The sequence below is a fragment of the Burkholderia sp. BCC1985 genome, from assembly GCF_905339915.1.
Taxonomy (GTDB): Bacteria; Pseudomonadota; Gammaproteobacteria; order Burkholderiales; family Burkholderiaceae; genus Burkholderia.
Genome location: NZ_CAJPGY010000013.1, coordinates 16,573 through 42,006, shown reverse-complemented (window position 1 = coordinate 42,006; position 25,434 = coordinate 16,573). Strand labels below are relative to the sequence as shown.

Annotated in this window: 23 protein-coding genes and 1 tRNA gene; 8 read left to right on the top strand and 16 right to left on the bottom strand. The window is 69.1% G+C overall.

Features of this window, described 5'->3' with window-relative positions; genetic code table 11:
* Positions 1 to 4 precede the first annotated feature (4 nt).
* A tRNA-Ala gene (locus tag U4Z31_RS15435) sits at positions 5 to 80 on the top strand.
* 69 nt (positions 81 to 149) lie between these two features.
* On the opposite strand, the gene U4Z31_RS15430 is transcribed toward U4Z31_RS15435, so the two are convergent.
* The 3 genes from U4Z31_RS15430 to U4Z31_RS15420 all read right to left on the bottom strand — a co-directional run bounded on the left by U4Z31_RS15430 (position 150) and on the right by U4Z31_RS15420 (position 4,156).
* A complete protein-coding gene (locus U4Z31_RS15430; protein ID WP_321810736.1) occupies positions 150 to 1,547 on the bottom strand; it encodes an enolase C-terminal domain-like protein in 1,398 nt (465 codons plus the stop codon).
* 62 nt (positions 1,548 to 1,609) lie between these two features.
* Positions 1,610 to 2,950 (bottom strand): MFS transporter, encoded by a 1,341-nt coding sequence (locus U4Z31_RS15425; protein ID WP_321810735.1) that lies wholly within the window; start codon positions 2,948 to 2,950, stop codon positions 1,610 to 1,612.
* A 231-nt stretch (positions 2,951 to 3,181) separates the two neighbouring features.
* A complete protein-coding gene (locus tag U4Z31_RS15420) occupies positions 3,182 to 4,156 on the bottom strand; it encodes a LysR family transcriptional regulator (RefSeq protein ID WP_321810734.1) in 975 nt (324 codons plus the stop codon).
* A 38-nt stretch (positions 4,157 to 4,194) separates the two neighbouring features.
* Between U4Z31_RS15420 and U4Z31_RS15415 the strand changes: the two genes are divergently transcribed.
* The 3 genes from U4Z31_RS15415 (at position 4,195) to U4Z31_RS15405 (ending at position 7,034) form a co-directional block, all read left to right on the top strand.
* Positions 4,195 to 4,926 (top strand): glutathione S-transferase, encoded by a 732-nt coding sequence (locus U4Z31_RS15415; RefSeq protein WP_321804053.1) that lies wholly within the window; start codon positions 4,195 to 4,197, stop codon positions 4,924 to 4,926.
* A 127-nt stretch (positions 4,927 to 5,053) separates the two neighbouring features.
* Positions 5,054 to 5,680 (top strand): DUF2239 family protein, encoded by a 627-nt coding sequence (locus U4Z31_RS15410; RefSeq protein WP_321810733.1) that lies wholly within the window; start codon positions 5,054 to 5,056, stop codon positions 5,678 to 5,680.
* Between the two features lie 16 nt (positions 5,681 to 5,696).
* The gene (locus U4Z31_RS15405) at positions 5,697 to 7,034 is read left to right on the top strand and encodes a carotenoid oxygenase family protein (RefSeq protein ID WP_321810732.1); all 1,338 of its coding nucleotides are present in this window, start codon (positions 5,697 to 5,699) and stop codon (positions 7,032 to 7,034) included.
* A gap of 13 nt (positions 7,035 to 7,047) precedes the next feature.
* On the opposite strand, the gene U4Z31_RS15400 is transcribed toward U4Z31_RS15405, so the two are convergent.
* Genes U4Z31_RS15400 through U4Z31_RS15385 form a run of 4 tightly spaced genes read right to left on the bottom strand, consistent with a single transcriptional unit; the run spans position 7,048 to position 11,314 of the window.
* On the bottom strand, positions 7,048 to 8,214 hold the full coding sequence (locus tag U4Z31_RS15400; RefSeq protein WP_321810731.1) for an ABC transporter permease: 1,167 nt from the start codon (positions 8,212 to 8,214) through the stop codon (positions 7,048 to 7,050).
* Between the two features lie 12 nt (positions 8,215 to 8,226).
* A complete protein-coding gene (locus tag U4Z31_RS15395) occupies positions 8,227 to 9,381 on the bottom strand; it encodes an ABC transporter permease (protein WP_321810730.1) in 1,155 nt (384 codons plus the stop codon).
* Positions 9,382 to 9,399: 18 nt separating this feature from the next.
* A complete protein-coding gene (locus U4Z31_RS15390; RefSeq protein WP_124520499.1) occupies positions 9,400 to 10,098 on the bottom strand; it encodes an ABC transporter ATP-binding protein in 699 nt (232 codons plus the stop codon).
* 10 nt (positions 10,099 to 10,108) lie between these two features.
* Positions 10,109 to 11,314, bottom strand: a complete 1,206-nt coding sequence (locus U4Z31_RS15385; protein ID WP_321810729.1) for an efflux RND transporter periplasmic adaptor subunit — start codon at positions 11,312 to 11,314, stop codon at positions 10,109 to 10,111.
* A 368-nt stretch (positions 11,315 to 11,682) separates the two neighbouring features.
* On the opposite strand from U4Z31_RS15385, the gene U4Z31_RS15380 reads away from it, so the two are divergent.
* A complete protein-coding gene (locus U4Z31_RS15380) occupies positions 11,683 to 11,916 on the top strand; it encodes a hypothetical protein (RefSeq protein ID WP_044846339.1) in 234 nt (77 codons plus the stop codon).
* A 200-nt stretch (positions 11,917 to 12,116) separates the two neighbouring features.
* Here U4Z31_RS15380 and U4Z31_RS15375 read toward each other — a convergent pair whose 3' ends face one another.
* Positions 12,117 to 12,875 (bottom strand): Mut7-C RNAse domain-containing protein, encoded by a 759-nt coding sequence (locus tag U4Z31_RS15375; protein ID WP_321810728.1) that lies wholly within the window; start codon positions 12,873 to 12,875, stop codon positions 12,117 to 12,119.
* A 56-nt stretch (positions 12,876 to 12,931) separates the two neighbouring features.
* Between U4Z31_RS15375 and U4Z31_RS15370 the strand changes: the two genes are divergently transcribed.
* Positions 12,932 to 13,843 carry an NAD(P)-dependent oxidoreductase gene (locus U4Z31_RS15370; protein ID WP_260427334.1) on the top strand — a complete coding sequence of 304 codons (912 nt, stop codon included), beginning with the start codon at positions 12,932 to 12,934 and terminating at the stop codon, positions 13,841 to 13,843.
* A 71-nt stretch (positions 13,844 to 13,914) separates the two neighbouring features.
* Positions 13,915 to 14,550 (top strand): LysE family translocator, encoded by a 636-nt coding sequence (locus tag U4Z31_RS15365; RefSeq protein ID WP_321810727.1) that lies wholly within the window; start codon positions 13,915 to 13,917, stop codon positions 14,548 to 14,550.
* A gap of 81 nt (positions 14,551 to 14,631) precedes the next feature.
* On the opposite strand, the gene U4Z31_RS15360 is transcribed toward U4Z31_RS15365, so the two are convergent.
* Positions 14,632 to 15,909: an MFS transporter gene (locus U4Z31_RS15360; protein WP_321810726.1), complete on the bottom strand. Its 1,278-nt coding sequence runs from the start codon at positions 15,907 to 15,909 to the stop codon at positions 14,632 to 14,634.
* A 97-nt stretch (positions 15,910 to 16,006) separates the two neighbouring features.
* On the opposite strand from U4Z31_RS15360, the gene U4Z31_RS15355 reads away from it, so the two are divergent.
* Complete coding sequence (locus U4Z31_RS15355; protein WP_044846334.1) at positions 16,007 to 16,927, top strand: LysR family transcriptional regulator; 921 nt, start codon at positions 16,007 to 16,009, stop codon at positions 16,925 to 16,927.
* Between the two features lie 200 nt (positions 16,928 to 17,127).
* Here the strand turns inward: U4Z31_RS15355 and U4Z31_RS15350 are convergent, their stop codons facing one another.
* From U4Z31_RS15350 to U4Z31_RS15320, 7 genes are all read right to left on the bottom strand, one after another.
* Positions 17,128 to 17,961, bottom strand: coding sequence for an OmpW/AlkL family protein (locus U4Z31_RS15350; RefSeq protein ID WP_044846333.1), 834 nt, complete (start codon positions 17,959 to 17,961; stop codon positions 17,128 to 17,130).
* Between the two features lie 15 nt (positions 17,962 to 17,976).
* Positions 17,977 to 19,221, bottom strand: a complete 1,245-nt coding sequence (locus U4Z31_RS15345) for a DUF2957 domain-containing protein (RefSeq protein WP_044846332.1) — start codon at positions 19,219 to 19,221, stop codon at positions 17,977 to 17,979.
* 151 nt (positions 19,222 to 19,372) lie between these two features.
* Positions 19,373 to 20,806 (bottom strand): DUF2957 domain-containing protein, encoded by a 1,434-nt coding sequence (locus U4Z31_RS15340; protein ID WP_321810725.1) that lies wholly within the window; start codon positions 20,804 to 20,806, stop codon positions 19,373 to 19,375.
* 427 nt (positions 20,807 to 21,233) lie between these two features.
* A complete protein-coding gene (gene argC / locus U4Z31_RS15335) occupies positions 21,234 to 22,184 on the bottom strand; it encodes an N-acetyl-gamma-glutamyl-phosphate reductase (RefSeq protein WP_321810724.1) in 951 nt (316 codons plus the stop codon).
* A gap of 187 nt (positions 22,185 to 22,371) precedes the next feature.
* Positions 22,372 to 22,944, bottom strand: coding sequence for a flavodoxin family protein (locus U4Z31_RS15330; RefSeq protein WP_321810723.1), 573 nt, complete (start codon positions 22,942 to 22,944; stop codon positions 22,372 to 22,374).
* Between the two features lie 489 nt (positions 22,945 to 23,433).
* Positions 23,434 to 24,039, bottom strand: coding sequence for a YbhB/YbcL family Raf kinase inhibitor-like protein (locus U4Z31_RS15325; RefSeq protein ID WP_044846328.1), 606 nt, complete (start codon positions 24,037 to 24,039; stop codon positions 23,434 to 23,436).
* Between the two features lie 241 nt (positions 24,040 to 24,280).
* Complete coding sequence (locus tag U4Z31_RS15320; RefSeq protein ID WP_006752465.1) at positions 24,281 to 24,967, bottom strand: orotate phosphoribosyltransferase; 687 nt, start codon at positions 24,965 to 24,967, stop codon at positions 24,281 to 24,283.
* Between the last annotated feature and the right edge of the window lie 467 nt (positions 24,968 to 25,434).

The following is a 25,434-nucleotide window of genomic DNA, read 5'->3' as shown; positions in this document are numbered from 1 at the left end:
TGTTGGGGCGGTAGCTCAGCTGGGAGAGCGTCGCGTTCGCAATGCGAAGGTCGGGAGTTCGATCCTCCTCCGCTCCACCAACGGATTCCGAAGGGCCCGGTCGCAAGACCGGGCCCTTTTGTTTTTCCGCGTGTCCCGCTCCGCCGCCGTCACCCCCGCCCGAAACTCGGCCGCTTCGGATCGTACGTCCAGCCCGGCACCAGATACCGCATCGCCATCGCATCGTCGCGCGCCGTGCCGCCGACCTCGCGATACAGCGCGTGCGCGGCCTCGACTTGCGCCATGTCGAGCTCGATCCCGAGCCCCGGCCGCTCCGGCACGGCCACCTGGCCGCCGACGATCTCGAGCGGCTCGCGCGTGAGCCGCGCGTCGCCTTCCTGCCAGATCCAGTGCGTGTCGATCGCGGTGATCGTGCCGGGCGCCGCCGCGGCCGCATGCGTGAACATCGCCAGCGACACGTCGAAGTGGTTGTTCGAGTGCGAACCCCACGTGAGCCCCCAGTCGCGGCACAGCTGCGCGAGCCGCACCGAGCCCTGCATCGTCCAGAAGTGCGGATCGGCGAGCGGGATGTCGACCGCCTGCAGCCGCACCGCATGATCCATCTGCCGCCAGTCGGTCGCGATCATGTTGGTCGCGGTCGGAATGCCGGTCGCGCGCCGGAACTCGGCCATCACCTCGCGGCCCGAATAACCGGCTTCCGGCCCGCACGGATCCTCCGCGTACGCGAGCAGATGACCTTGCCCGCGACACAGCGCGACCGCTTCGTCGAGCGACCACGCGCCGTTCGGGTCGAGCGTCGCGCGCGCGTCGGGAAAGCGCGCCTTGATTGCCGCGATCGCTTCCATCTCGTCCGCGCCGGCCATCACGCCGCCCTTCAGCTTGAAATCGGCGAAGCCGTAGCGCTCGACCGCGGCCTCGGCCTGCTGCGCGATCGCGGCTGGCGTGAGCGCGGCTTCGTTGCGCAGCCGGAACCACGGATCGGCGGCGTGCGTCTCGTCGCGATACGGCAGGTCGGTGCGGCGCCGCTCGCCGATGTAGAACAGGTACGCGAGCATCGGCACCGCGTCGCGCTGCTGGCCTTCGCCGAGCAGCGCCGCGACCGGCACGTCGAGATGCTGGCCGAGCAGGTCCAGCAGCGCGGCTTCGATCGCGGTGATCACGTTGTCGAGCCGCAGGTTGATCTCGTGCGGCTGGCGCAGCACGGCCGCCTCGCCGGCCGACGTCACCTCGTGCCGGATCGTCCGGCCAGCCGTCGCACCGGCGCCGGACAACGCCGCGCGCACCGCATTGAGCGTCGCCTGGTAACGCCCGATCGACTGGTCGACCACGAGGCCGGTCATCCGCTCGAGCGCCTGGCGGATGCCTTCGCCGCCGGGCACTTCGCCGACGCCCGTGTGGCCGCTGCTGTCGTCGAGGATCACGAGGTTGCGCGTGAAATACGGCGCGTGCGCGCCGCACAGGTTCAGCAGCATGCTGTCGCGGCCGGCGACGGGGATCACCTGCATGCGCGTGACGCGCGGCGTGCCGGCACGGCGGGATTCGGACATCGGTTCGCTCCTGGTTCCGTTGTTGCACGGGCCGCCGGACCCGCCGGCGCGGCCCGCGCCGTTCAGTTCAGCTCGACGCGGCGGATCTCGCCGACGACGAACAGGTAGCAGATCACGGCGACCAGCGCGTGCGCGACGACGTACACCAGCGCGCCGTTGAACGAGCCGCTGCGGTCGACGATATAGCCGATCGCGATCGGCGTGGTGATGCTGGAAAGATTGCCGCACGTGTTGAGCAGCGCGCCGCTCAGGCCGGCGATCTGGCGCGGCGCGGTGTCGGCATTGACGGCCCAGCCGAGCGCGCCGAGCCCCTTGCCGAAGAACGACAGCGCCATGAACAGCACGACCAGCACGTGCGAGTCGGTGTAGTTGCAGACGATCATCGACATCGACAGCAGCATGCCGATCACGATCGGCACCTTGCGCGCGACCGACAGCGACTGGCCCTGCTTGAGCAGCGCGTCGGACACGATGCCGCCGAGAATCCCGCCGAGGAAGCCGCACACGGCGGGGATCGACGCGACGAGCCCCGCGTTGAGGATCGACATCCCGCGCGCCTGCACGAGATAGACGGGGAACCACGTGATGAAGAAGTAGGTGAGCGCGTTGATGCAGTACTGCGCGACGTACACGCCGACGAGCATCCGGTTCCCCAGCAGCGCCTTCACGTGACGCATCGACGGCCCGCCGTCGCGCGCGCCGGTCGCCTGGTCGATGTTGACGAGCGCGCCGCCTTCGGCGAGGTAGTCGAGCTCCGCATCGTTGATACGCGGGTGCGCCTTCGGGTCGTACATCGTGCGGTTCCACACCAGCACGAACGCGAAGCCGAGCACGCCCATCACCGCGAACACCGACTGCCAGCCGTACGCGTGCACGAGCCAGCCCATCAGCGGCGCGAACACGACGGTCGCCGCGTACTGCGCGGCATTGAAGATCGCCGACGCGGTGCCGCGCTCCGCGGCCGGGAACCAGGTGGACACGATCCGGCTGTTGGCCGGGAACGACGGCGCCTCGGCCGCGCCGACCAGGAAGCGCAATCCGAACAGCAGCGCGAACGCGGCCGCGCCGCCGAAGAAGCCGATGCCGCCCTGCAGCAGCGTGAACAGCGACCAGAAGAAGATGCTGAACGCATAGACGATGCGCGACCCGAAGCGGTCGAGCAGCCAGCCGCCCGGCAGTTGCGCGATCACGTACGACCAGCCGAACGCCGAGAAGATGAAGCCCATCTGCACGTGGCTCAGGTGCAGCGCGCGGGCCAGCGCCGGGCCCGCGATCGCGATCGCCGCGCGGTCCGCGTAGTTGATCGTCGTGACCGCGAACAGCACGGTCAGCACGAGCCAGCGCACGCGGGTGCGCCGGGCCGTTGCCGACGCGGACGCCGGCAATGCGTGAAGCGGATTCATCAGTGTCTCCTCCGAAGGGCGGAAGGTGCCGTCATGCGGCTGCGCGTCGGGTGCGCGCGTTTTTCGTGGCGGTGTTGCCGGCCTGAAGCCGGACGTTGGACGCCGATGCCTGGGGCACGGCGTCCGGATCATTCTGTCACGGCGAAATATGCGCTTTCATGCCAATTACTGACTTGATCGATTCAGGAATTGAATCGATTGGAGGCGGGCGCGATTCGGCGGAAGGCCCGTTCACGCGTGCGCGTCGCCCGGGGCGGCGCCGTGGTGGGCCGCGACGTGTTCCGCGAGAAACTCGACCGCGGCGCGCACGCCAGGCAACTGGCCGCGCCGGTGCGGCATCAGCAGTGTGGTCGTGACGGTGCCGGCCCGCCAGCCGGGCAGCACGCGCACGAGCGCGCCCGACGCGAGCGCGGCGCCGGCGATCCAGTCGGGCAGGCATGCGATCCCGAGGCCGGCCGTCGCGGCCTGCAGCAGCAGCGTCGACTCGTCCGCCTGCATCCGGATGCGCGGGGCGACGTCGACGGTGTCGCCGGCGCGCTGCAGCCGCCATGGTTGAGGACCCGGATGAAGCCCGTCGTGCCGCGCGAGGTCGGCCGGCGCGTCCGGTGTGCCGGCACGCGCGAGATACGCCGGCGACGCGACGGCGACGATCGGCGACGTGGCCAGCGGCCGTTGCACGAGTGCGGAATCGGGAAGCGGCGCGAAATGACTGCGGACCGCGATGTCGAAGCCTTCCTGCGCGATGTCGACGAGCCGGTCGCTCGCGTGAATCTGCAGCAGCAGCTTCGGGTGCGCGATCGCCAGCGCCGGCAGGCATGGCGCGAGGATGTGCTGCGCCACCGGCACCGAACTCGTGATCCGCACGACTCCGGCCGGTTCGGCCGCCTGCCGCAGCACGGCGTCGCGCGCGCTTTCGGCCTCGATCACCGCCGCGCGCGCATGCTCGAAGAATTCGGTGCCGACCGGCGTCAGCCGGAAGCTGCGCGACGTGCGATGCACGAGCCGCGCGCCGAGCGTGCGCTCGAGTTCGGCCACGCGCTTGCTGACCGTCGATTTCGGCAGGTCGAGCCGACGTGCGGCCGCCGACATGCTGCCCGCGTCGACCGCCTGTACGAAGAGGTAGAGATCGTTCAGATTCACTGTCAGCGTCCACCAGGAGAAACGACGGGTTTCGATTCTAGCGGCTACTGCGCGATCGTTCGTCATGGGAGCATGATTGCTCGATCAACTTCTGCGAAATCCCCATGTCTCCGATCCTTCTCTACGGCATTCCCGCCGGCTGCTCGTTCGGCTCGATCGTCGCGCTCGAATGGGCAGGCCGGCCTTACCGGCTGTCGCGCATCACGATGCCGGGCCTCGTGACGAGCGACGCGTTCCTCGCGCTGAACCCCGCCGCTGAGACGCCGGCGTTCGTGACTGCGAACGGCGACGTGCTGACCGAAAGCGTCGCGATCCTTGGCCATGTCGGCGCACAGGCGCTCGACAGCGGCCTCGCGTTCCGCCAGGGCAGCGCGGATTTCGACCGTCTGAACCGCATGCTCGCGTGGTTGAACACGACGTTCTTCAGCGCGTTCGGCGCGCTCTGGTACGTGTACGAACACGGCGCCGAAGGCGCCGAGAAAACCGTGCTGCAGGCATACGGTCGCGGCAAGGTGCTGAAGGCGCACCGTCACCTCGAAGCGCTGCTCGAGCGCGGCGACGGTCCGTGGCTGCTCGGCGCGCAACGCACGCTGGCCGACGCGTATTTCGCGGGAATCGCCCGCTGGGCCGACTATCACGCGGTGTTCGAGCAGGATGCGTTTCCGCGCGTCGCCGCGCTGCGCGCACGGCTTGCCGACGACGCCGGCGTGCAGTTCGCTCACGCGATCGAGGAAAACCGGCCGCTACCGGCGTCGTCGGCATTCGAAGGGCATGTGTCGCTCGACGATGCGCTCGCCAGCGCGCGCGTGACCGCGATGCCGGCAGCGACGCCCTGAAGACCGGACAGCGCGCTCACCCGACGCGCGCACGGCGTCGGCAAATTTTTACCCGGGTGATATTGACATTCAATTTATACCCGGATAAAAATAGCGTCATTCCGATTTCTGCCCACGGGCGACCACGATGACGCTCTCCACACTTCTCCCTTCCTACACGGCGTTCGACGGCCACCGGCGCGTCGCGTCGGGCCCGCTCGCCACGGTGGCGGTCGCGGTCCGGCAGGAGGCCGGCGACGCCATGTCCGGCACGATCGTGATCTTCGACGACGCGACCGGCCGCTCGATCGACCTCGACCTGCGCGGCACGGCGGACGATATCCGCGCGCGTTACGCGGCAGCGCCGGGCGATGCATCCGCGCCCGCCGGCGAGGGAGGCGGGGCGGGCGAACAACGAGGCCGCGGCCGTCCGAAGCTCGGCGTCGTCTCGCGCGAGGTCACGTTGCTGCCGCGTCACTGGGAGTGGCTCGCCGCGCAGCCGGGCGGCGCGTCCGTCGCGCTGCGCAAGCTCGTCGAGGACGCGCGGCGCACGCATGCGGCGGCCGACCGGCGCCGCGACGCGCAGGCGCGCGCCTATCACTTCATGTCCGCGATCGCGGGCGACCTGCCCGGTTTCGAGGAGGCCGCGCGCGCGCTGTATGCGAACGACCTGGCGCGGCTGGCCGAGTGGGTCGCCGGCTGGCCGGACGACGTGCGCGACCATGCGCTCGCACTGGCGCGCGGCGATCTGCCGCCGTCGACCGAAGACTGCTGAAGGAGCACACGACGCGATGACGACGTTCGATCTGAACCACGGCGCGATCGCGCCGGTCGCCGACGAAGCCGACCTCGTCGACCTGCGCGTGACCGGCACGATCCCGCCCGAACTCGACGGCACGCTGCTGCGCAACGGCCCGAATCCGCCGGGCGGCCGTTTCGAAGGCAACGACGTGCTGTCGTGGTGGCCGGAAGCGGCGATGCTGCACGCGATCGCGTTCGAACGCGGCCGCGCCGCGGGTTACCGGAACCGCTGGGCCCGCACGCGCCGCTGGGCCGATGTTCACGCGCCGGAGCAGGCGCCGCATCTGCCCGACACGAATCCGAACGTGAACGTGCTGCAGCACGCGGGCGAATTGCTCGCGCTGGCCGAAGGCGGCGCGCCGCTCGCGATCACGGCCGCGCTCGACACGCTCGGTGCGCCCGCGCGGCACGCGGCGTTCGGCGGCGCGATGACCGCGCATCCGAAGGTCGATCCGGTGACCGGCGAACTGATCCTGTTTCGCGCGGACTGGCGCGCGCCGTGGCTGCGCTACGGTGTCGCGGACGCGCAGGGCGTGCAGCGCGTCGACCTCGCGGTCGACGTGCGCGCGCCGTCGATGATGCACGACCTCGCGATCACCGAGACCCGCAGCCTGCTGCTCGACCTGAACGTGGGTTACGACTTCGCGATGCTGAAGCACGGGCACCGGATGCCGCTGCGCTGGCACGACGACCGCGACGCGCGGATCGGCGTGATGCCGCGCCACGGCGGCGACGTGCGCTGGTTCGGGATCGAGCCGTGCTTCATCCAGCACGTGGTGAACGCGTACGACTGCGATGCGTCGTGCATCGTGCTCGATGCGGTGCGCTATCCGTGGTTCCTGCGGCTCGACGCGCGCACCGGCCGGTTCGCCGACAACCCCGTCGGCGAACTGTGGCGCTACGTGATCGATACCGCGAACGGGCTGGTCGACGAGGGGCCGCTCGCCGATGGCGGCATCGAGCTGCCGCGCATCAACGAAAGCCGGACCGGGCGCCGCTACCGTTACCTGTATGCGGCCGAGCAGCCGAACCACACCGAGATGCGCGGCGTGATGCGCTTCGATCACATGCGCGGCACGACGACGCGTTACGCGGTGCCGGCCGGCGACCAGAATGGCGAGCCGGTGTTCGTGCCGCGCCCGGGCGGCACCGACGAGGACGACGGCTGGCTGCTGGTGGTGGTCTACCGCGCGGCGACGGATACGAGCGACGTCGTGATCCTCGATGCGCGCGCGATCGACGCGGCGCCGGTCGCGACCGTGCACCTGCCGCGCCGCGTGCCGGCCGGGTTCCACGGCGCGTGGGTGCCGAGCGAGCGCCGCGCGTGAGCGGCCGCGCGCGTCACTGCGCGCGCAGCGCGTCGACGATGCTCAGCCGCGCGGCGCGCATCGCCGGCAGGAACCCGCCGACGAGCCCCATCACGAGCGAGAACAGCAGCGTCTTCACGACGATCGCGGGCGTCAGCACGAAACGGAACGACAGGTCGGAGAAAGTCTGGAAGTTGGTCGTCGAGAACGACGCGAACTCCATCAGCGACGCGCACGCGAGCCCCGCGACGCCGCCGACGAAGCCGAGCAGCAGCGCCTCCAGCAGGAACGCGGCGAGCACGTTCATGCGCTTGAAGCCGAGCGCGCGCAGCGTGCCGATCTCGGCGGTGCGGTTCGCGACCGATGCATACATCGTGATCATCGCGCCGATCATCGCGGCGATCGAGAAGATCGTCGACAGCGTGATGCCGAGGATGTTGATGAAGGTCGACAGCGCCTTCGACTGGTCGCCGTAAAACGTCTGCTCGCGCTTCGCTTCGTCGGTGAGGCGCGGGTCGACGTCGATGTCGGCCTTGAAGCGCGCGAAACCGTCGGCGCTCGGGATGCGCAGCACCATCGACGAATAGCTGGTGCGCCGGAACGACTGCATCAGCTGGTCGACGTCGCCCCAGATCTCCGAATCGAAGCCGCTGCCGCCCGCGTCGAAGATGCCGACGACGGTCCAGTCGCGCTGCGCGAAATGCAGGCGGTCGCCGAGCTGCGTGCCGCTGAAGCCTCTCGCGATCGCGCTGCCGACGACGATCTCCGACGAGCCCGGCGCGAACGTGCGGCCGGCCACGAGCTTCACGCGCGGGCGCAGCGCGAGGCCGGCCGGCGACACGCCGCGGATCACGACGTTGGACGGCTTGTCGGTCGACGTCTTCACGAGCGAGATCAGCACGACGGCTTCCTTCGACACCTGCGGCCGGCCGTCGGGGCCGAGCGCGACGGCCGGATGCATCTCGAGCGCGTTGGCCTGCTGGTGGTCGATCGCGCTCTGGATCTCGGTTTCCGCGCCCTTGCGGATCACCACGGCGTTGTCGGGTTCGCCGGTCGACACGAGCGTCTGCGTGAGCCCCGCGTCGAGCATCTGCACGGTCGCGAACACGAAGATCACCAGCGCCATCCCGCCCGCGGTGAGCGCGGTGGTGAGCCGGCGGGTCCACAGGTTGCGCGCGATGTAGGTGAGCGGAATGGCCATCGATGCGCGCCTCTAGCCGATCGCCCGCAGGCCTTCGACCACGCGCACGCGTGCCGCCTGCCACGCCGGCACCAGCGCGGCCGCGAAGCCGACCGCGATCGAGCACGCGGCCTGCAGCGCCATCGTCCCGTCCGACACCCTGAACACCGGAAAGATGCCGCCCGCGGCCTGCTTGAAGAGGCTCGCGGCCGGCGGCGTCGCGAGCATCCCGAGCCCGCCGCCCGCCACCGCGATCACGACCGATTCGCCGAACACGAGCAGCGCGAGAAAACCGGGGCCGAAGCCGAGCGCCTTCAGCGTCGCATATTCGGCGGTGCGTTCGCGCGCGCTCATCGCCATCGCGTTCGCCATCACGGCTATGATGATCAGGATCACCACGTACGACACGACGCGGATCGCCGCGATGATCTGGTTCGACATCGCGACGAAGCCGAGCTGGAACGCCTGTTCGGTCTCGGTCAGCGTTTCGGCGAGCGAGTTCCTGAACACCGCGTCGACGTTGCGCGCGATCGCGGCGCCGTCGTCCGGGTGCGCGACGCCGAGCACGAACACGCCGACCTGGTCGGCCTGCTTCGGCGTGCGCTTGCGCACCGTCTCGTTCAGGTAGTCCCAGTGGAACACCAGCTGGCGCGTGATCGTCGAGTCGTCGCGGCCGTCGAGAATGCCGCGCACGACGAAATCCCACGTGCCCGGATAGATCGTGCCCTTCAGCGGAATCACGTCGCCGACCTTGAAGCCGAACTGCGTCGCGAGCTGGCGCCCGACCAGGCAGCCGCGGCGGTCGCGGACGTAGTCGGCGCGCTGCTGCGCCGGGAGGATGAATTCCGGATACAGGTCGAGGTAGTTTTCCGACACCGCGAAGCTCGCGAAGAAGTTCTTCGGGTCGCGGTAGATGCCGCCGAACCAGTTCGAGCGGACCACGGCCGTCACGCCGTCGACGCCGCGGATCCGGTTCTCGTAGCTGACCGGCAGCGGGAACACGAGCGAGATCGCGTTGCGCGTGACGAGCCGGCCGCTCGACGCGGCGGCCGCGCCCGCGTACCACGCGTCGACGACGGTGTGCAGCAGCCCGAACGCCAGCACCGCGATGGTCAGCCCGAGCACGGTCAGCAGCGTGCGCAGCCGGTGCCGCAGCGCGTTGCGCGCGATCAGCTTGAACACCATCATCGTGCGCGCTCCCGTCCGTCAGACGGCGTGCCCATCGATCAATTCTCCTTTCTCCAGATGCACGAGCGACTGCGCGGCGGCAGCCGCGTGCGCATCGTGGGTCACCATGATGATCGTCTTGCCGAGCTCCGCGTTCATCCGCTGCAGCATCGCGAGCACGTCGGTGGCCGACGCGCGGTCGAGGTCGCCGGTCGGCTCGTCGGCGACGATCAGCACCGGGTCGGTGATCAACGCGCGCGCGATCGCGACGCGCTGCTGCTGGCCGCCCGACAGCTCGGACGGGTAATGGCTGGTCCGGTCGCCGAGATTCACCATGTCGAGCACCAGCTCGACGCGCTCGCGCCGTTCGCGGCGCGACAGGTGCGTGAGCATCAGCGGCAGCTCGACGTTCTCGAATGCGGTGAGCACCGGCATCAGGTTGTAGAACTGGAAGATGAAGCCGACGTTCGCCGCGCGCCATTCGGCCAGTTGCGCTTCCTCGAGCCGCGAGATGTCGAGGCCGCCCACGCGCAACTCGCCGCTGTCGGGCCGGTCGATGCCGGCGACGAGATTGAGCAGCGTGCTCTTGCCGGAACCCGACGGCCCCATCAGCGCGACGAAGTCGCCTGCGCCGATGTCGAGCGTGATGTCGGTCAGCACCGGCACGACCTGGTTGCCGCGCCGGTACGACTTCGCGACGTGGCTGATCTCGACGAGGGGCGGCGAGGCGTCGTTCACGCGCGCCACGCTACTTCTTCGCGACGGCGACTTTCGCGCCGTCCTTCAGCTTCGCGCCTGGCGCGAGCACGACCGTGTCGCCGGGCTTCACGCCGCGGATCGCGACGAGTTCGCCGATCCGCGCGCCTCGGGTCACCGCCGTCGCACGCACCGTGTCGTCCTTCACGACGAACACGACCGGGCGGCCGTCGCGCTCGACCACCGCGCTCGCCTGCACGGCCGTCACCGGCTGCCGGTCCTGCGGCGACGCCGGCTTCGACAGGAACGCGATCTTCGCGCTCATGTCGGGCAGCACGCGCTCGTCGCGGTCGACGAAACGCACCTTCACCAGCACGGTCGCCTTCGAGCGGTCGACGGTCGGCACGATGCGCGACACGCGGCCCGCGAAGCGCATGTCGGGCAGCGCGTCGAGCTGGATCTCGCACGGCTGCTCCGCGCGGATCTTCGCGATGTTCGATTCGGCGACGTCGGCCTCGACCTCGAGCGTGTCCATGTCGGCGATCGTCACGACCGCGCCCTTGCTGTCCGACGCGGACGAGAACGGCGTGATGTTGTCGCCGACGTTCGCGTGCTTCGCGAGCACGATGCCGTCGAACGGCGCGCGGATCACCGTCTGGTCGACCGCGACCTGCGCGGCCTGCGCATTGGCTTCGGCGGACGCGATCGCGGCTTCGTCGCTGTTGACCGACGCGCGTGCCTTGTTCACGCGGGCCGTGTCGATGTCGAGCTGCGCGGCCGGCACCGCGCCCTTCGGCGCGAGCGCGGCGGTGCGGCGCAGCGCGATCTCCGCATCCTTCAGCTCTGCCTGCGCGACGCCGAGGTTCGCACGGGAGACCTGCGCCTGCGCGCGTGCCTGTGCCAGCGACGCCTGCACGTCGCGGCTTTCGAGCCGCGCGATGATCTCGTCCTTCTTCACGCGCGTGCCCTCGAGCACGCCGAGCCACTCGACGCGACCCTGGCCCTTCGACGCGACCGCCGCCTTGCGCTGCGGCACGACGTAGCCGGTCGCGTTGAGCTGGGTGTCGTTCTGGTACGGGTAGGCGGACGTGACGGAGGTCGTGTCGACCGTCGGCCGGCCGGTGAGCGCCAGCGCGGCGACGATCGCGACGATGACGAGCCCGGCGGCGACCGCGTAGCGGACCCACCGGCGCCGGCGTGGCGCGGGTGCGATCGGACGCCGGTCGATTTTCAGTTTGTCCAGATTGTGATCGGGCAATTTGGGCGCCTTGCGACGGCGGCGGTCTCGTGACCGGCCGCGTCCGGTTGGGACGGAAGGTGGCCAGTATAGCGTCGGGGCGACGGGCGCGAGAGCCGGTTTGTCGGACGATTGACGCAGGTCCCGGCGGCGCGTCGCGCGGGCGCGAAACCCGTGCCCCCGGGGAAACCCGAACGATGCAAGCTGCATGTCAACTCGCCGCGCGGGCGATGCGTTATGGAGCCTGTGCGTCAGTATTTGCCGAGGCGGAAAGGCGAGAGCCGACCCGTCCGGCGGCGACCGGGAGCCCGGCGCGACTGATGTTCCGATGCGGATGCCTCGCATCTCTTACCGGTACGTTTGACTTTTTCTCCGCTAAAGGAAGAACAATGAAGAAGACGCTCGCTTCGATCATGACCGCAGCATTCGCTCTCGCATCGGTTTCGGCATTCGCACAGGCGTCGGCGCCGGCAGCCGACACGTCGGCTGCTGCACCGGCACCGGCCAAGAAGGATCACAGCAAGCCGAAGCACCAGCTGAAGCAACACGGTTCGGCCAAGGGCAAGGCGAAGGCTGCAGCCGCTTCGGCCGCCGGCACGAACGACGCAGGCACGCAGAACTAAGCACGCTTCACCGGGTCGGCGCTGCCGGCCCCCTGTCGCGAAACCCCGCACGCTCCGGCCTGCGGGGTTTTGTTTTTTCAGGCGTCAGCCACGTCCGGAACGACGCAGGCGCGCAGAACTAAGCACGCTCCGCCGGGGGCGCCGCTGCCGGCCGGCCGTCGCGAAACCCCGCATGCTTCGGCCTGCGGGGTTTTGTTTTTTCAGGCGTCCGCGACGTCGAGGGCATCGGGCGGCGGCGCGCGCATCGCATCGACCACCGCGCGCATGCGCCGCCAGTGCGACCCTTCCCAGAACACGCGCCGGCACACGTCGCACGCGGCAAAGCGCCGGTGCCGCTGGCGCACGCCCGGCGGCACGCGCGGCGCGGCGTCCGCCGCATCGAGCGCGTGCAGCGGCGCGTTGCAGCGCAGGCACAGCCGGAACGGCCGCATGTGCGGCGCGAGATCGAGCCGCGCGAACAGCTCGCGCAGCTGCGCGTCCGGCTGCTGCGCATGCAGGTAGCAGCCGCGCACGACCGCGCGGCGCTTCAGCAGCTCGCGGTCGCGGGTCAGCACGATCCGGCCTTCGCGCGCGGCAAGCGCCGCGAGTTCGTCGTCGCGGTAGTGGTTGTCGTAGCAGGTGTCGAAGCCGGCGAGGCGCAGCAGCTGCGCGAGGCCGCCGAGATGCGCGTCGGCGACGAAGCGCCAGCGGTCCGGTTGCGGTAGCGGCGAGGCGGCCGCCGGCTGCGCGCGTTCCGGATGGATGTCGACGCGGTCGCCGTCGCCGAGCGGCCGGCCGAGGGCGGCCGGTGCGCCGTTCACGCAGAGCAGGCCGATTTCCGTATGCGGGACGCCGAGTGCCTCGATCGCGTGCTTGACCGTCGCGTCGCGCGCAAACGCATGCGCGAACGCGCACTCGCGCTGCTCGCGCGCGAGAAACGCGTTCAATTCGCCGTGGAAGCGGAAGGTCGCGGTCGCCATTGGCGCAGTATCGCACCGCGCACGGCCGGTCGCCGGGGGCTGCAGGCCGCCGCCATCTGTGTTTAACTCCCCGCTTCACGGGTCGAAGGAGCGGGGAAATGGATCTCGGATTTATCGGGCTGGGCGAAATGGGGCAGGCGATTGCAACGAACCTGCTGAAGGCGGGGCACGCCGTGCGGGTCTGGAACCGGTCGCGCGAGCGCGCCGAGCCGCTCGCCGCGCTGGGCGCGCAGATCGTCGCGACGCCGGCCGATGCGTTTCGCGGCGATGCCGTGTTCTCGATGCTCGCCGACGACGCGGCCGCGCGCGAAGTATTCGACGACGCGCTGCTCGCGCAGGCGCCGCGCGGCCTGATCCACGTGAACATGGCGACGGTGTCGGTCGCGCTCGCCGAGTCGCTCGCGCACGCGCATGCGTCACGCGGCCTCGAGTACGTCGCCGCGCCCGTGATGGGACGCCCGGACGTCGCAGCCGCCGCGCGCCTGACGATCATGGCCGGCGGCCCGGCCGAGGCGATCGACCGCGTGCAGCCGCTGTTCGACGCGATCGGCCAGAAGACCTGGCGGTTCGGCTCGCTGCCGCAGCATGCGAACGTCGCGAAGATCGCGGCGAATTTCACGCTCGCGTCGGCGATCGAGACGCTCGGCGAGGCGTCCGCGCTGCTCGGCGCGCACGGCGTCGCGATGCGCGATTTCCTCGACGTGATCACGAACAGCGTGTTCCCGGGGCCGGTCTACGCAGGCTACGGCGGGATGATCGCCGAGCGCAGCTACGAACCCGCGCGCTTCAAGGCGCGCCTCGGGCTGAAGGACGTGCGGCTCGCGCTGGAGGCCGGCGACGCGGCGTCGGTGCCGCTGCCGGTGGCGAGCGTCGTGCGCGACAGCCTACTCGATGCGCTCGCGCACGGCGGCGGCGAACAGGACTTCGCGGTGCTCGGCGAAGTCGCGCTGCGCCGCGCGGGCCGCTGAGCCGACGCGGGACAAAAACGCCGCGCGCACGGCATAATCGACATTTCAATTCTCTTTCGGTCGGGGCGGTCATGAACCTGCATACGTGGTGGCTTTTCGTGGCGACGGTGTTCGTCGTGTCGGCGATTCCCGGTCCGAACATGCTGCTCGTGATGACGCACGGCGCGCAGCATGGGCTGCGCCGCTCGGCGTCGACGATGGCCGGCTGCCTGAGCGCGCTGGTGCTGATGCTCGCGGTGTCCGCGGCGGGGCTCGGGGCGGTGCTCGAGGCGTGGCCGGCGACGTTCGATGCGTTGCGCTTCGCGGGCGCCGCCTACCTGATCTATCTCGGCGTGAAGGCGTGGCGCGCACGCGTCGACGACGCGCCGGCCGCGAACGTCGATGCGGTTTCGCAAGGCACGTCGGCATCGCGCTGGGCGCTGTTCCGCAACGGTTTCCTGGTCGCGGGCAGCAACCCGAAGGCGATCCTGTTCGCGGCCGCGCTGCTGCCGCAGTTCATCAATGCAGCCGAGCCGACGCTGCCGCAGTTCTGCATCCTCGTCGTCACGTTCGCGGTGATCGAGGTCAGCTGGTATCTCGTCTACGCGTCGTTCGGCACGCGCATCGGCGCGACGCTGAAGAGCCAGAGCGTCGCGAAGGTGTTCAACCGGCTGACGGGCGGGATCTTTGTCGGCTTCGGCGCGATGATGGCGCTGGTCCGTCACTGATTTCGGCCAACGCGGCCACGCGGCCCGCCGGACGCCCCGCGCCTCGTCAGAGGGCGGGGCGTTTTCATGTCCGGGCCCGCGTTACGCGCGCGGCCACGCCGCGGTGCCGCTCCGGCGCCCGCCCGACAAGCCGAACGCCGCGGCCGCGCCCGCGAACGCGAAGCCGACGCCGCACACGGCGCTCCACCCGCCCCACGCCCATGCGTTGCCCGCCAGCGCCGCGCCGAGCGCGCCGCCGACGAAGAACAACCCGACGAACAGCCCGTTCAGCCGCCCGCGTGCGGCCGGGTTCAACAGGTTGATTTCCCTGCGGCCGATCGTCTGGTCGACGATCACGCCCGCGTCGAGCAGCGCCGCGCCGCCGGCGAGCAGCGCCAGCGCGACACTGCGATGCGCGTGCGCATCGAAGCCGAACCAGCCGGCGCCGGCGATGCCGAGCACGGTGAGCGCCGCGAGCATCGTCACGTGCGCGATGCGCTGCGCGGCCGGGCCGTGGCCACGATCGCCGGCGCGGCCGGCCAGCGGCGTGACGATCGCGCCGCTCGCGCCGGCGAACGCGAACAGCGCGATGCCGTGCAGGTCGAGGCCGAACGGCGGTTGCGCGAGCCGCAGCCCGACGGCGGTCCAGAACGCGCTGAACGCGGCCATCGCGAGCGCGGCCGACAGCGCATGCCGGCGCAGCACCGCTTCGTCGGCCAGCAGCCGGCCCATCGACGCGAGCAGCGCGCGATAACCGGCCGCAGCCGGCGGCACGCGCGGCGGCAAGCGCAGCGCGAGCACTACCGCGATCGCCGCGTTCGCGAGCGCGGCCAGCGCGTAGAACGCGCGCCAGCCGGCCGTGCCCGCGATCAGGCTGGCGAGCGGCCGTGACAGCAGGATGCCGAGCATCAGCCCGCTCATCACGTTGCCGACCGCGCGGCCGCGCTGCGCTTCGGGCGCCATCGACGCGGCCATCGGCACCAGCATCTGGATCACGCTCGACGCGGCGCCGGCGGCCAGCGTCGCGAGCAGGAAGACGGTGCCGGACCGCGTGAACGCCGGCAGCGCGAGCGCGGCCGCGCACGCGACGAGCGTCGCGACGATCAGCCGGCGGTTCTCGAGCAGGTCGACGAGCGGCACGAGCAGCACGAGGCCGGCTGCGTAGCCGAGTTGCGGCAGCATCGCGACGAGGCCCGCGAGACCGGGCGGCAGGTGCAGGTCGGCGCTGATCGGGCCCGTCAGCGGTTGCGCGGCGAACAGGTCCATCACGATCACGCCGACCGTCGCGGCGAAGAAAAGCGTCATGCCCGTGCTCAGCACGGGCGGTGCACCGCGCGCGGCGCGGCCGGGGGCGGGGCAGGAGTCGGCAGGGCAGTTCATCGGAAGCCTGGAGCGTCGAGCGAAGGAATCCCCATCGTAGGTGTCGGATGTTTATGCGACAATTGAAATATGTCTAACATGATTATGCGAGTTTGCTTTGAATACGCGTGATCTCCAGGCGTTCGTCGCGGTGGTCGACAGCGGGTCGATGGTCGCGGCCGCGGCGAAGCTCCATCTGACGCAGCCGGGCCTCACGCGACGCGTGCAGAACCTCGAGACGCTTTTGGGCATGCCGCTGCTCGAGCGGCAGAGCAAGCCGCTGAAGCCGACCGCCGCCGGGCGCGACGTCTATGCGCTCGCGCGCAACGTGCTGGGTGCGGTCGACGCGTTGATGGCGGCCGGCGCGCCCGACAGCGAGCCGTCGGGCGAACTGCGCATCGGCGTGCCGCCGTTCCTGTCCGAGCTGGCGCTCGAGCGGCCGATCGACCGGCTGCGCGACGCGTTTCCGCGGCTGACGCTGCGCGTGACGGCCGGCTGGTCGCCGGCGCTTGTGCAGGGCATCGAGCGCGGCACGCTCGATGTCGCGGCGGTCATGGTGCCGGCCAGCGCGGCGTTGCCCGACACGCTGACGGCCACGCCGCTCGGCACGCAGCCGACGGTGCTGGTCGCCGCGCGCGATTTCCCGCTGCCGGCCGGTCCGCTGTCGCTCGACGTGCTGTCGGGTTTTCCGTGGGTGCTGAGCCAGGACGGCTGCGGGATGCGTTCGGCCCTGAGCCGCGCGCTTGGCGCTGCGGGGCTGCCGTTCGACGTCGCGGTCGAGGCGTTCGGCTCCGAGCTGCAGCTGTCGCTCGTCGCGCGCGGTGCCGGCATCGGGATCGCGTCGCCGAACGCACTGGCGCGCAGCAAGCATCGCGATGCGCTGAGGGTGGTGGAAACGGCGGGGCTGGAAACGCGGATCAACGTGTGGATCGTGCACGGCGCGCTGCCGGGCCGCCTGACGCGGCCGGTCGCGCTGCTGCGCGACACGCTGGGCGAGGTGCTCGACCGGGAGAACGGGAAGGGGTCGGATTCGAACTAGCGATCTAGAGTGCGCAGTCGAGGGAAAATCCTTATTTTCTCTACGGAAATGTTGCAATGCGGAAACTGATTCGCTATAGTTACACCTGTCTCCTCCATGTCTCCTCTGATATGGATTCAGCCCGCCTCTTAGGCGGGCTTTTTTTTGCCCGCGTTTTTTGCGCGGGCCGTCCATTCATTCTCCGTCCTCCATCGCCGGCATCAGAACTTGTAGGTCATCCCGACGTAGCTGATGATCGGGTCGGCCTTCAGGTCCGATTTCGACTCGGAGAGCACCGTGCCGTCGGCCGCCTTGATCGTCACCGTCGACGTCGTCTTCAGCGGGATGTAGGTCACCGACGCGACCAGCCCGAAATGCTCGGTCATGTTGTACTGCAGGCCCGCGTTGAACACCGGCTGCCATGACGACGACGCCTTCGCTTCCACCGATGTCGTACCCGGCTTGCCCGCGCCCGCGGCGAGAATCGCGCCGAGGTTGTCCTGCGTCTGCTTGATGAAGTTCGTGTTGAGTTGCAGGTCGCTGAACCAGTTGTACGACACGCCGAGGCCGAGGAACGGCCGGAACTTCGCGGTCGCCGCCCCGAAGTAGTACTGCAGGATCGCCGCCGGGCTCCACTGCCGCACGCTCTTCACGATCGGGTTGACCGACGCGAGGCCGATGTTCTGCGTGCCGAGCGCGCCGGCCGGGCCGGGCGGCTTGATCGTGCCTTGACCCGACACCTTGAACACCGGCGGCACGCCCGCCACCGACGTGACCGCGATGTGGTCGGTCAGGAAGTGGCTGACCGTCAGGCCGACCGTGTCGGCGCCGCTCGTACGCAGCCCGGTGCCCGGCGACGTGAACGACGGCGGCAGCCGCAGCGGCGTGTTGATCGGCGTCGGCGCGACGTTGGTCGTCATCGGCGTGCTGCTCTGCTGAGGCATCACGTGGAACCAGCCCAGCGTGACGACGTTGCTGCCGGCGCTCTGCGCGTGCGCCGCGAGCGGCGCCAGGGCGGCGGCGCCGGCCGCCGCGCAGAGAAGGGTCTTCTTCATCACGGCTTCCTCCGCTTACTGGACGAACGCGCCGATCGTGAAATACGGCGTCGAACCCGCGTTGTCGAGGAAACCGAACACGCCACCCGTGAAGATGAACTTCCCGGTCGGCGACGTGCTGCCCGAACCCGTGTGGATCGTCGTGACCGTGCCCGGCACCTTCTGCGTGTAGTCCAGGTCGAGCGGGGTCGCGAGCGAGGCCTGCGACGGCTGGAACGGATCGAGCAGCGTGGCCTGGTTGTTGATCAGCGCGGTGGTCCGGTAGTCGAACTGGCTGTCGACGCCGATGTATTCGCCGTTTTGCGACCCGGCCGCGATCGCGGTCTGCGGCGCGAGGATCGAGATGCTCGATTCGTCGTCGGCGGTCAGGCCCGGCACACCGTTGCTGTCGGGCGTCGGGTTCGGGTTCGCGACACCCGTGCGCACGAGGATCGGCACCAGCTGGTTGCGCAGCTTGCCGACGATCATGAAGCCCTTGCCTTGCGGCGTCGCCGACAGCGTCGGGCTCAGCTGGCTCCGGTAATTGTTGCTCTGGAACGCGCCGCTGCCGTCGGCCGACTGCACGAAGTTCGTGCCCTGCTGCATGCACGCGCCGCCGGCGAACTGGCCGGTCGTGTCGCACTTGGTCCACGTGCCGTCCGCATTGATCGTCACCTTCGCATCGATCGATGCCGGCGCGAATTTCTGCGACGGCACTTCGCCGAAGCCGATGTGGCTGTACGTGCCCGCGACCTTCGTGATGTCGGTTTCGATCGACGAGAAGCCGATGAACGGGTAATACGGGAATTTCGTGTCGGGCACCGCGGCCTGGCCGAGCACGCCGTCGAACTGGATCTCCTTGCCGGGAATCGTGCCGCCCGCGACACCGAAGCCGACGAAGATGCGCGCCGGACGCGACGCATCGAGGCTCGCGCCGTTCAGCCGGAATGCGCACTGGTTCAGCTTGTTGGTCGGCAGCATCGTTTCCTGCGTGAGCGTGCCGCTGTCGACGGTGCCCGCGCGGGTCGGCGTGACGGTACCGGTCTTTTGCGGCACCGGCGATTCGACATAGGTGACCTGCCAGGTCATCTTGGTCGTGTCGAGCTGGACCTTGGCCAGTTCGCCGCTGCCCGCGCCGCCGGTGTACACGGTGTTGTAGTCGAGCGTGGCGGGGCAGAGCCGGTCTTCGACGAGCGGGGGCGGGTTATCGCCGCCGCCACCGCCGCATGCGGAAAGAAGGGGGGCGGCAAGGGCCGCCGCGAGAACGAGGTTGCGCTTCATGTTGCTCCTCCAGATTTGTCTTGTCGGGCGGCCGGCTCCCTGTCGGCCGCTTCTGTTGCTTGTGCTCGTGCTGCTGCGCCGTGCCGGGCGCCGTCGTTGCGTGCCTTCCCTGCATCCCGCGGCGGCGCACCGGCCGCCGCGTCCTCGATCGTTACTTGCTGATCTGCGCGCCCACGCCGAAGTACGGTGTCGACGACGTGCTCGAGTTCGCCGACGTCGACGTGACGCCGCCGTTCACCGTGCCCTGGATCAGCGCCGCGTACAGGCCGCCCGTCGCGATCACCACGCCCGATGCGGACGGATAGCTCGCACCGTTCGCCGGCGTCGTCGTCGTGTTCAGCAGGCCCGGCGTTCCCTGACCGTAGTCGAGCGTGAAGGCGTCTTCCTCGGCCTGCGTGGTCGGGTTGATGAACGACGCGTTGCTGCCGCGGATCAGTGCCGCCGTGTACTTGAAGTTCGAATCCGCGCCCGCGTAGCCGCCGTCGATCGCGCCCGACTGGATCGCCGTTGCCTTGCCGAGCACCGCGATGCCCGATTCGTCGTCGACCTTGGCGTCGGTGTGCAGCGCGAGGTCGGTGCCCAGATACACGTAGCCGGTGCGGACCACCACCGGCACGGTCGCGCCGTTGAGCTGGCCGATCACCATGTGCGCGGTCGCCGACTTGCCGGTCGTGCCGACGATCGGCAGCGCCGTCTGCGGCAGGATCTGCGGTGCCTTCGTGCTGTCGAGGTAGCCGCCGTTCGCGGTGTTGACGGTCCACGGATCGCCGGTCGTCTGGCAGCCCCCCGCACTCGTCGACGTGCACGCGCCGTTCGCATCGAACGTCTCGCTCGAATTCGTGCCCTTCGTCGCGTAGTTGCCCGACGGCACGAGGTGGTAGAGCAGCGCGTTGTAGGTGCCAGGCAGCTTCGTGAGGTCGGTCGTCGTGTTCGCGAAGCCGAGGAACGGGTAGAAGTCGAAGTGGCGGTTCGGCACCTGGCCGACGTTTTTGTAGATCGGGACGCCGGCGACGGTGATCGTCAGCCCGTCGTACTGCACCGTCGCGCCGGGGATGCCGCCGCCCGCGACGCCCATGCCGACCAGCAGCATCGGCGGGTTCGCCTGGTTGAAGTCGGCGGCCGTCGAATAGGTCGAGCCGTTCGGTGCCTTCCCCGAACCCGGCGTGAAGACGAACGCGCAGCGCGTCTGCTCCGCGGTCGGCAGCGCGCCGGTCGGCGGGTGGATGACCTTGCCGGTGATCGTGGTGCCGGCGCGGCTCGGCGTGACCGTGCCGGTCGCGAGCGGAATCGGCGATTCGAGCCACTTGAGCGTGTACGTCATCGCGACCGCGTCGATGTTGACGCTGACGATCTCGCCGCTGCCGGCGCCGCCGAGGTAGGTGCTCTTCACGATGTCGGCATCGGCCGGGCACAGCGCGCCGTTGACGGGCTGCGACGGCGGCGGCCCTTGCGTGCCGCAGCTCGATCCGGAACATTGAGGGGCCTCGATCGGCGCGGGCGAGCCGCCGTCTCCTCCCCCACAGGCAATCAGGAAAGGGGCGATGGCAAAGGCCGTTGCCACCCCCTTTGATAAGGCGTGCGACATGCCGCTGTCTCCAATCGTTTAATTGTGCGAGCTAATGTCGCTGCCAGGATTTTTGCTGTCAATTGATGAACTCGTCTAAAAAAGACGATTGAAACAACGCGCGCGCGATGAATCCTTGCGGGATAGCGCTTTCAGTAAGAATTAAAACGCGCGGAGGGCGCTAGAGTGCTGCCGGAGCGGGGCGGCTGCCACGCATGGACGGCGCTCGAGGCCTTCACGCGTATAACGGCAGCGTTTAAAGCGGCGATATCCGGTTTATCCCTATTCGGGATTGACTGGAGAAAGGGGTAAATTAATTTGCCGGCAATTACGCAACGGAAAGCTTGTAAATATTTGTAAATGCGTGATCCGGATTTTTGATTTATTGCTTGATGCGGGCAAATAAAAAGCCGGCCAGCGGCCGGCTTTGCATCGCATGCAAGTTGAATCAGCGCTTGAGGCCTGCATCCTCGGCGGCGCCGATGTTGAGGTTCATGCACTGGATCGCGGCGCCCGATGCGCCCTTGCCCAGGTTGTCGAGGCGCGCGACCGTGACGAAGCGCTCCTCGTTGCCGAACACGAACAGGTCGACGCGGTTCGTGTCGTTGTTCGCCTGCACGTCGAAGAAGCCGCTGTCGAGATTCGCCTCCGCGTTGAACGGCGCGACGCGCACGAACGGCTCGTCCGCGTAGTACTCGGCGAACACGCGCTGCACGTCCTGCGGCGTCGCGCGCTTCGCGAGCTGTTCGGGCGAGAAGTAGGTCGTCACGGCCAGGCCTTTCAGGAACGGCCCGACGATCGGCGTGAAGATCGGCGGGTGCGCGAGGCCCGTGTGCGCGGCCATTTCCGGCAGGTGCTTGTGCGCCAGCGCGAGCGCGTACGGACGCGGGCTCGCGAGCTTGCCGCCCGGCGCCGCGTTTTCGTATTCGGCGATCATCGACTTGCCGCCGCCGCTGTAGCCGGTGATCGAGTAGCTGTGCGCGGCGAAGGTCGGCGCGACGATGCCGGCATCCACGAGCGGACGCATCGCGAGCACGAAGGCCGACGCGTGGCAGCCCGGCACGGCGATGCGCTTCGACGTGCGAATCTTCTCGCGCTGCGCGCGGGTCAGTTCCGGCAGGCCGTATGCCCAGTCGGCGCTCGTGCGGAACGCGGTGCTCGCGTCGATCAGCGTCGTGTTCGGGTTCTCGACCAGCGATGCCGATTCGCGCGATGCGACGTCCGGCAGGCACAGGAACGTGACGTCCGACGCATTGATCAGGCGGCGGCGCTCGTCGACGTCCTTGCGCTTCGCTTCATCGATGCGCAGGATCTCGATGTCGCTGCGCGCCGACAGGTATTCGAAGATCTTGAGGCCGGTCGTACCTTCCTGGCCGTCGACAAAAACTTTGGTGCTCATTTCGCTCTCACTGAATGAAACGGGAGCCGCGGCGCCCTGAAACCGCCATTTTAAGACGTCATCCGGCGGGCCTGCACCGCACGGGGCGAAAAAAAGACGGCCCGCGGGCCGTCTTGTGTCCCTGTCACGCGCCTGCGCCGCGTTGCCGTGTCACCGGCGGCGCGAGCGCTCGCGCGTGCCGTCGCGTTCAGCGGCTGCCGGCCAGCCAGCGGGCGGTCGCTTCGGCGACGCGCCGCCCGAACGCCTTCGCGGTCTCGAGGTCGCCGGGCAGCGGGCCCTCGTCGGGCGTCGCGTCCGCCGGCGACTGCGCGAGCAGGCCCGTGAAGCCGCCGACGTAGTTGATGTCGTTGCGGGTGGCCGCCTTCGAGTTGGCCGGCATCATGCCCGTGCCGACCCACACCATCCCATGTTGCATCGCCAGCGTGACGAAATACTGAATCGTCGAGAACTTGTCGCCGTTCATCGTCGCGGAGTTCGTGAAGCCCGCGGCGATCTTGTCCTTCCATTTCTGCGTGAACCACGGTTTCGACGTGGCATCGGCGAACTGCTTGAACTGCGCGGACGGGCCGCCCATGTAGGTCGGCGCGCCGAAGACGATCGCGTCCGCCGCATCGAGCGCGGCCCAGCCCGCGTCGTCGAGCTCGCCGACGGCGATCAGGCGTGCGGTGGCGCCGGCGTCCTGCGCGCCTGCATGGACGGCGTCGGCCAGTTTCTGCGTGTGACCGTAGCCGCTGTGATAGACGATGACGATGTTCGACATGAAGCGTTCTCCGGAAGGGGACGAAACGGCGGGCACCGCGGCCAGCCGCGTCACGCGCCGCGGTCGGGCGGCGCGACGGATGCGCGGCGGGATGCCGCGACCGGTGCCGCCGAGTCTAGCAAGCCGAAATGACGGGAGAAAAGCGCGCGGGCGGCGCACAGAAATTCGCAGGCGCGGACAATCGCGACCGGCAACCGGCAACCGGCAACCGGCAACCGGCGACCGGCGACCGGCGACCGGCGACCGGCGACCGGCGACCGGCGACCGGCGACCGGCGACCGGCGACCGGCAACCGGCAACCGGCAACCGGCAACCGGCAACCGGCAACCGGCAACCGGCAACCGGCAACCGGCAACCGGAGATCGGCGACCGGAGATCGGCAATCGGCAATCGGCAATCGGCAATCGGCAATCGGCAATCGGCGACGGGCGACGGGCGACGGGCGGTCGGCGATACACGCCACACGCCTCACGGCGGACACGCGAGCGCTTACTGCCCGTACGTGACCGTGAGCTGCGCGGTGCCGATCGTCAGCGTGCCGATTTCGTGCTCGAACATCGGGGCGGGGCGTCCTTGCCCGATGCGCAGGTCCGTGCCCTTCAGCGCGTAGACGGTGATCACGTAGCGGTGCGGCTTGCCGGGCGGCGGGCACGGGCCGCCGTAGCCGTCGATCCCGAAGTCGTTGCGCGCCTCGCTCGCACCGATGCGACGCAGGAAGCCCGATGCGCTCGCGTCGGCCGGCAGGCTCGTGACGCTCGCCGGGATGCCGGCGACGGCCCAGTGCCACCAGCCGTGCCCCGGTGCATCGGGATCGAAGATCGTGATCGCGTAGCCGCGCGTGCCGGGCGGCGGATTGCGCCACCTGAGCTGCGGCGAACGGTTGTCGCCCTTGCAGTCGCCGCGGTCGAACACGTTCGCGGCGCCGACGCGCCCGCCGGGCGTCAGTTCGTCGCTCGACACGGTGAACGGGCCTTCCGCGCGCGCGGGCAGGGTGGTGAACGCAGCGCACGCGGCGGCGGCGCAGAGCAGGACGGCGATGAACGGAGACGAACGACCCGGGGACGCAGGCGAAGTGATCCGGCGATCCACACGCATATGGCGCTTCTCCCGTCACGTGGGCCGGGCCGATGCTCCCGGCATTGTGTTGGCGTTGTGCGTTGCCCGCGCAGCTGATGGCGACGATGGATCAAGTCTAGCATTAGGGTTCGATGAGCGATGCATGCCGCGGCCAGCGATTCGGGCCGGCCGCGATGCCGATCGACGGACGAAAAAAAACCGCTCGCGGCCAGGCGAGCGGTTTTTTCAGCCAGGGTGCCGGCTGCGTGCCGGCTCGGCGTTACTCCTTCGGGGCCGTCGCGCCGCCGTGCGCGGCCGACCACTCGGCCGGCGCGTGCAGGAACTTCTCGACTTCGTCGAGCGTCTTGGTCTCGAAGTAGCCCGACGCCTTCGCGACGCGCAGCACGTCCCACCAGGTCGCCAGCGCGTGCAGGTCGACGTCGATGTCCTTCAGGACCGACACGCTTTCCTTGAAGATGTTGTAGTGGAACAGCACGAAGCAGTGGTTCACCGTCGCGCCCGCGGTGCGCAGCGCGTTGACGAAGTTGATCTTGCTGCGGCTGTCGGTCGTCAGGTCTTCCACCAGCAGCACGCGCGAGCCTTCTTCCAGATGACCCTCGATCTGCGCGTTGCGGCCGAAGCCCTTCGGTTTCTTGCGCACGTATTGCATCGGCACCATCATGCGGTCCGCGAGCCATGCCGCGAACGGGATGCCGGCCGTCTCGCCGCCCGCCACCGAGTCGATCTGCTCGAAGCCGACGTCGCGCATGATCGTCGTTTCCGCCATTTCCATCAGCGCACGACGCACGCGCGGATACGAGATCAGCTTGCGGCAGTCGATGTAGACGGGGCTTGCCCAGCCGGACGTGAAGATGAACGGTTTTTCGGCGTTGAAGTGCACCGCCTGCACTTCGAGCAGGATTTTGGCGGTCGTATCCGAGATCGACTGACGATCGTAGCCTGTCATGGGCATTCCTTGGGTGATGAGCGAAGAGCGGGCGCGGGCCCGGTGGCGCAGCAAGGGGAACCTGCCCGAGGGGCCGGGGTGCGATCGACGGACCCATCGGGCCAACAATCGCATCGCTGCGCGCGTAGCCCGCTATTTTACCCGATTCAGGCCGGTTTTCGGCGGAATTCGCGCAGGTTCGACGTGCGGCTCGCCACCGGTGAAACAAACGGGGCACGACCAGCCCGATGCTGATGGCGAGGATGCCGCGCTGCACCAACAGGCGGCATTTAGGGGGTGTACACTAGGCGACCCTTAGAAATCGTTCAGTACTTTGTACTTTTCTCTTGCCACCCGCCAAGGTTCGATGGCGTGCCGACCCGGCGCGTCGCGTGCCGTCTCGCAGTCGACCACCCCCTCGATTCAAGCAGACGCGGCCCAAGGTGCTGTGTACTGAACCGTCAAAAATTTCGCATGTCTCTCGCAGG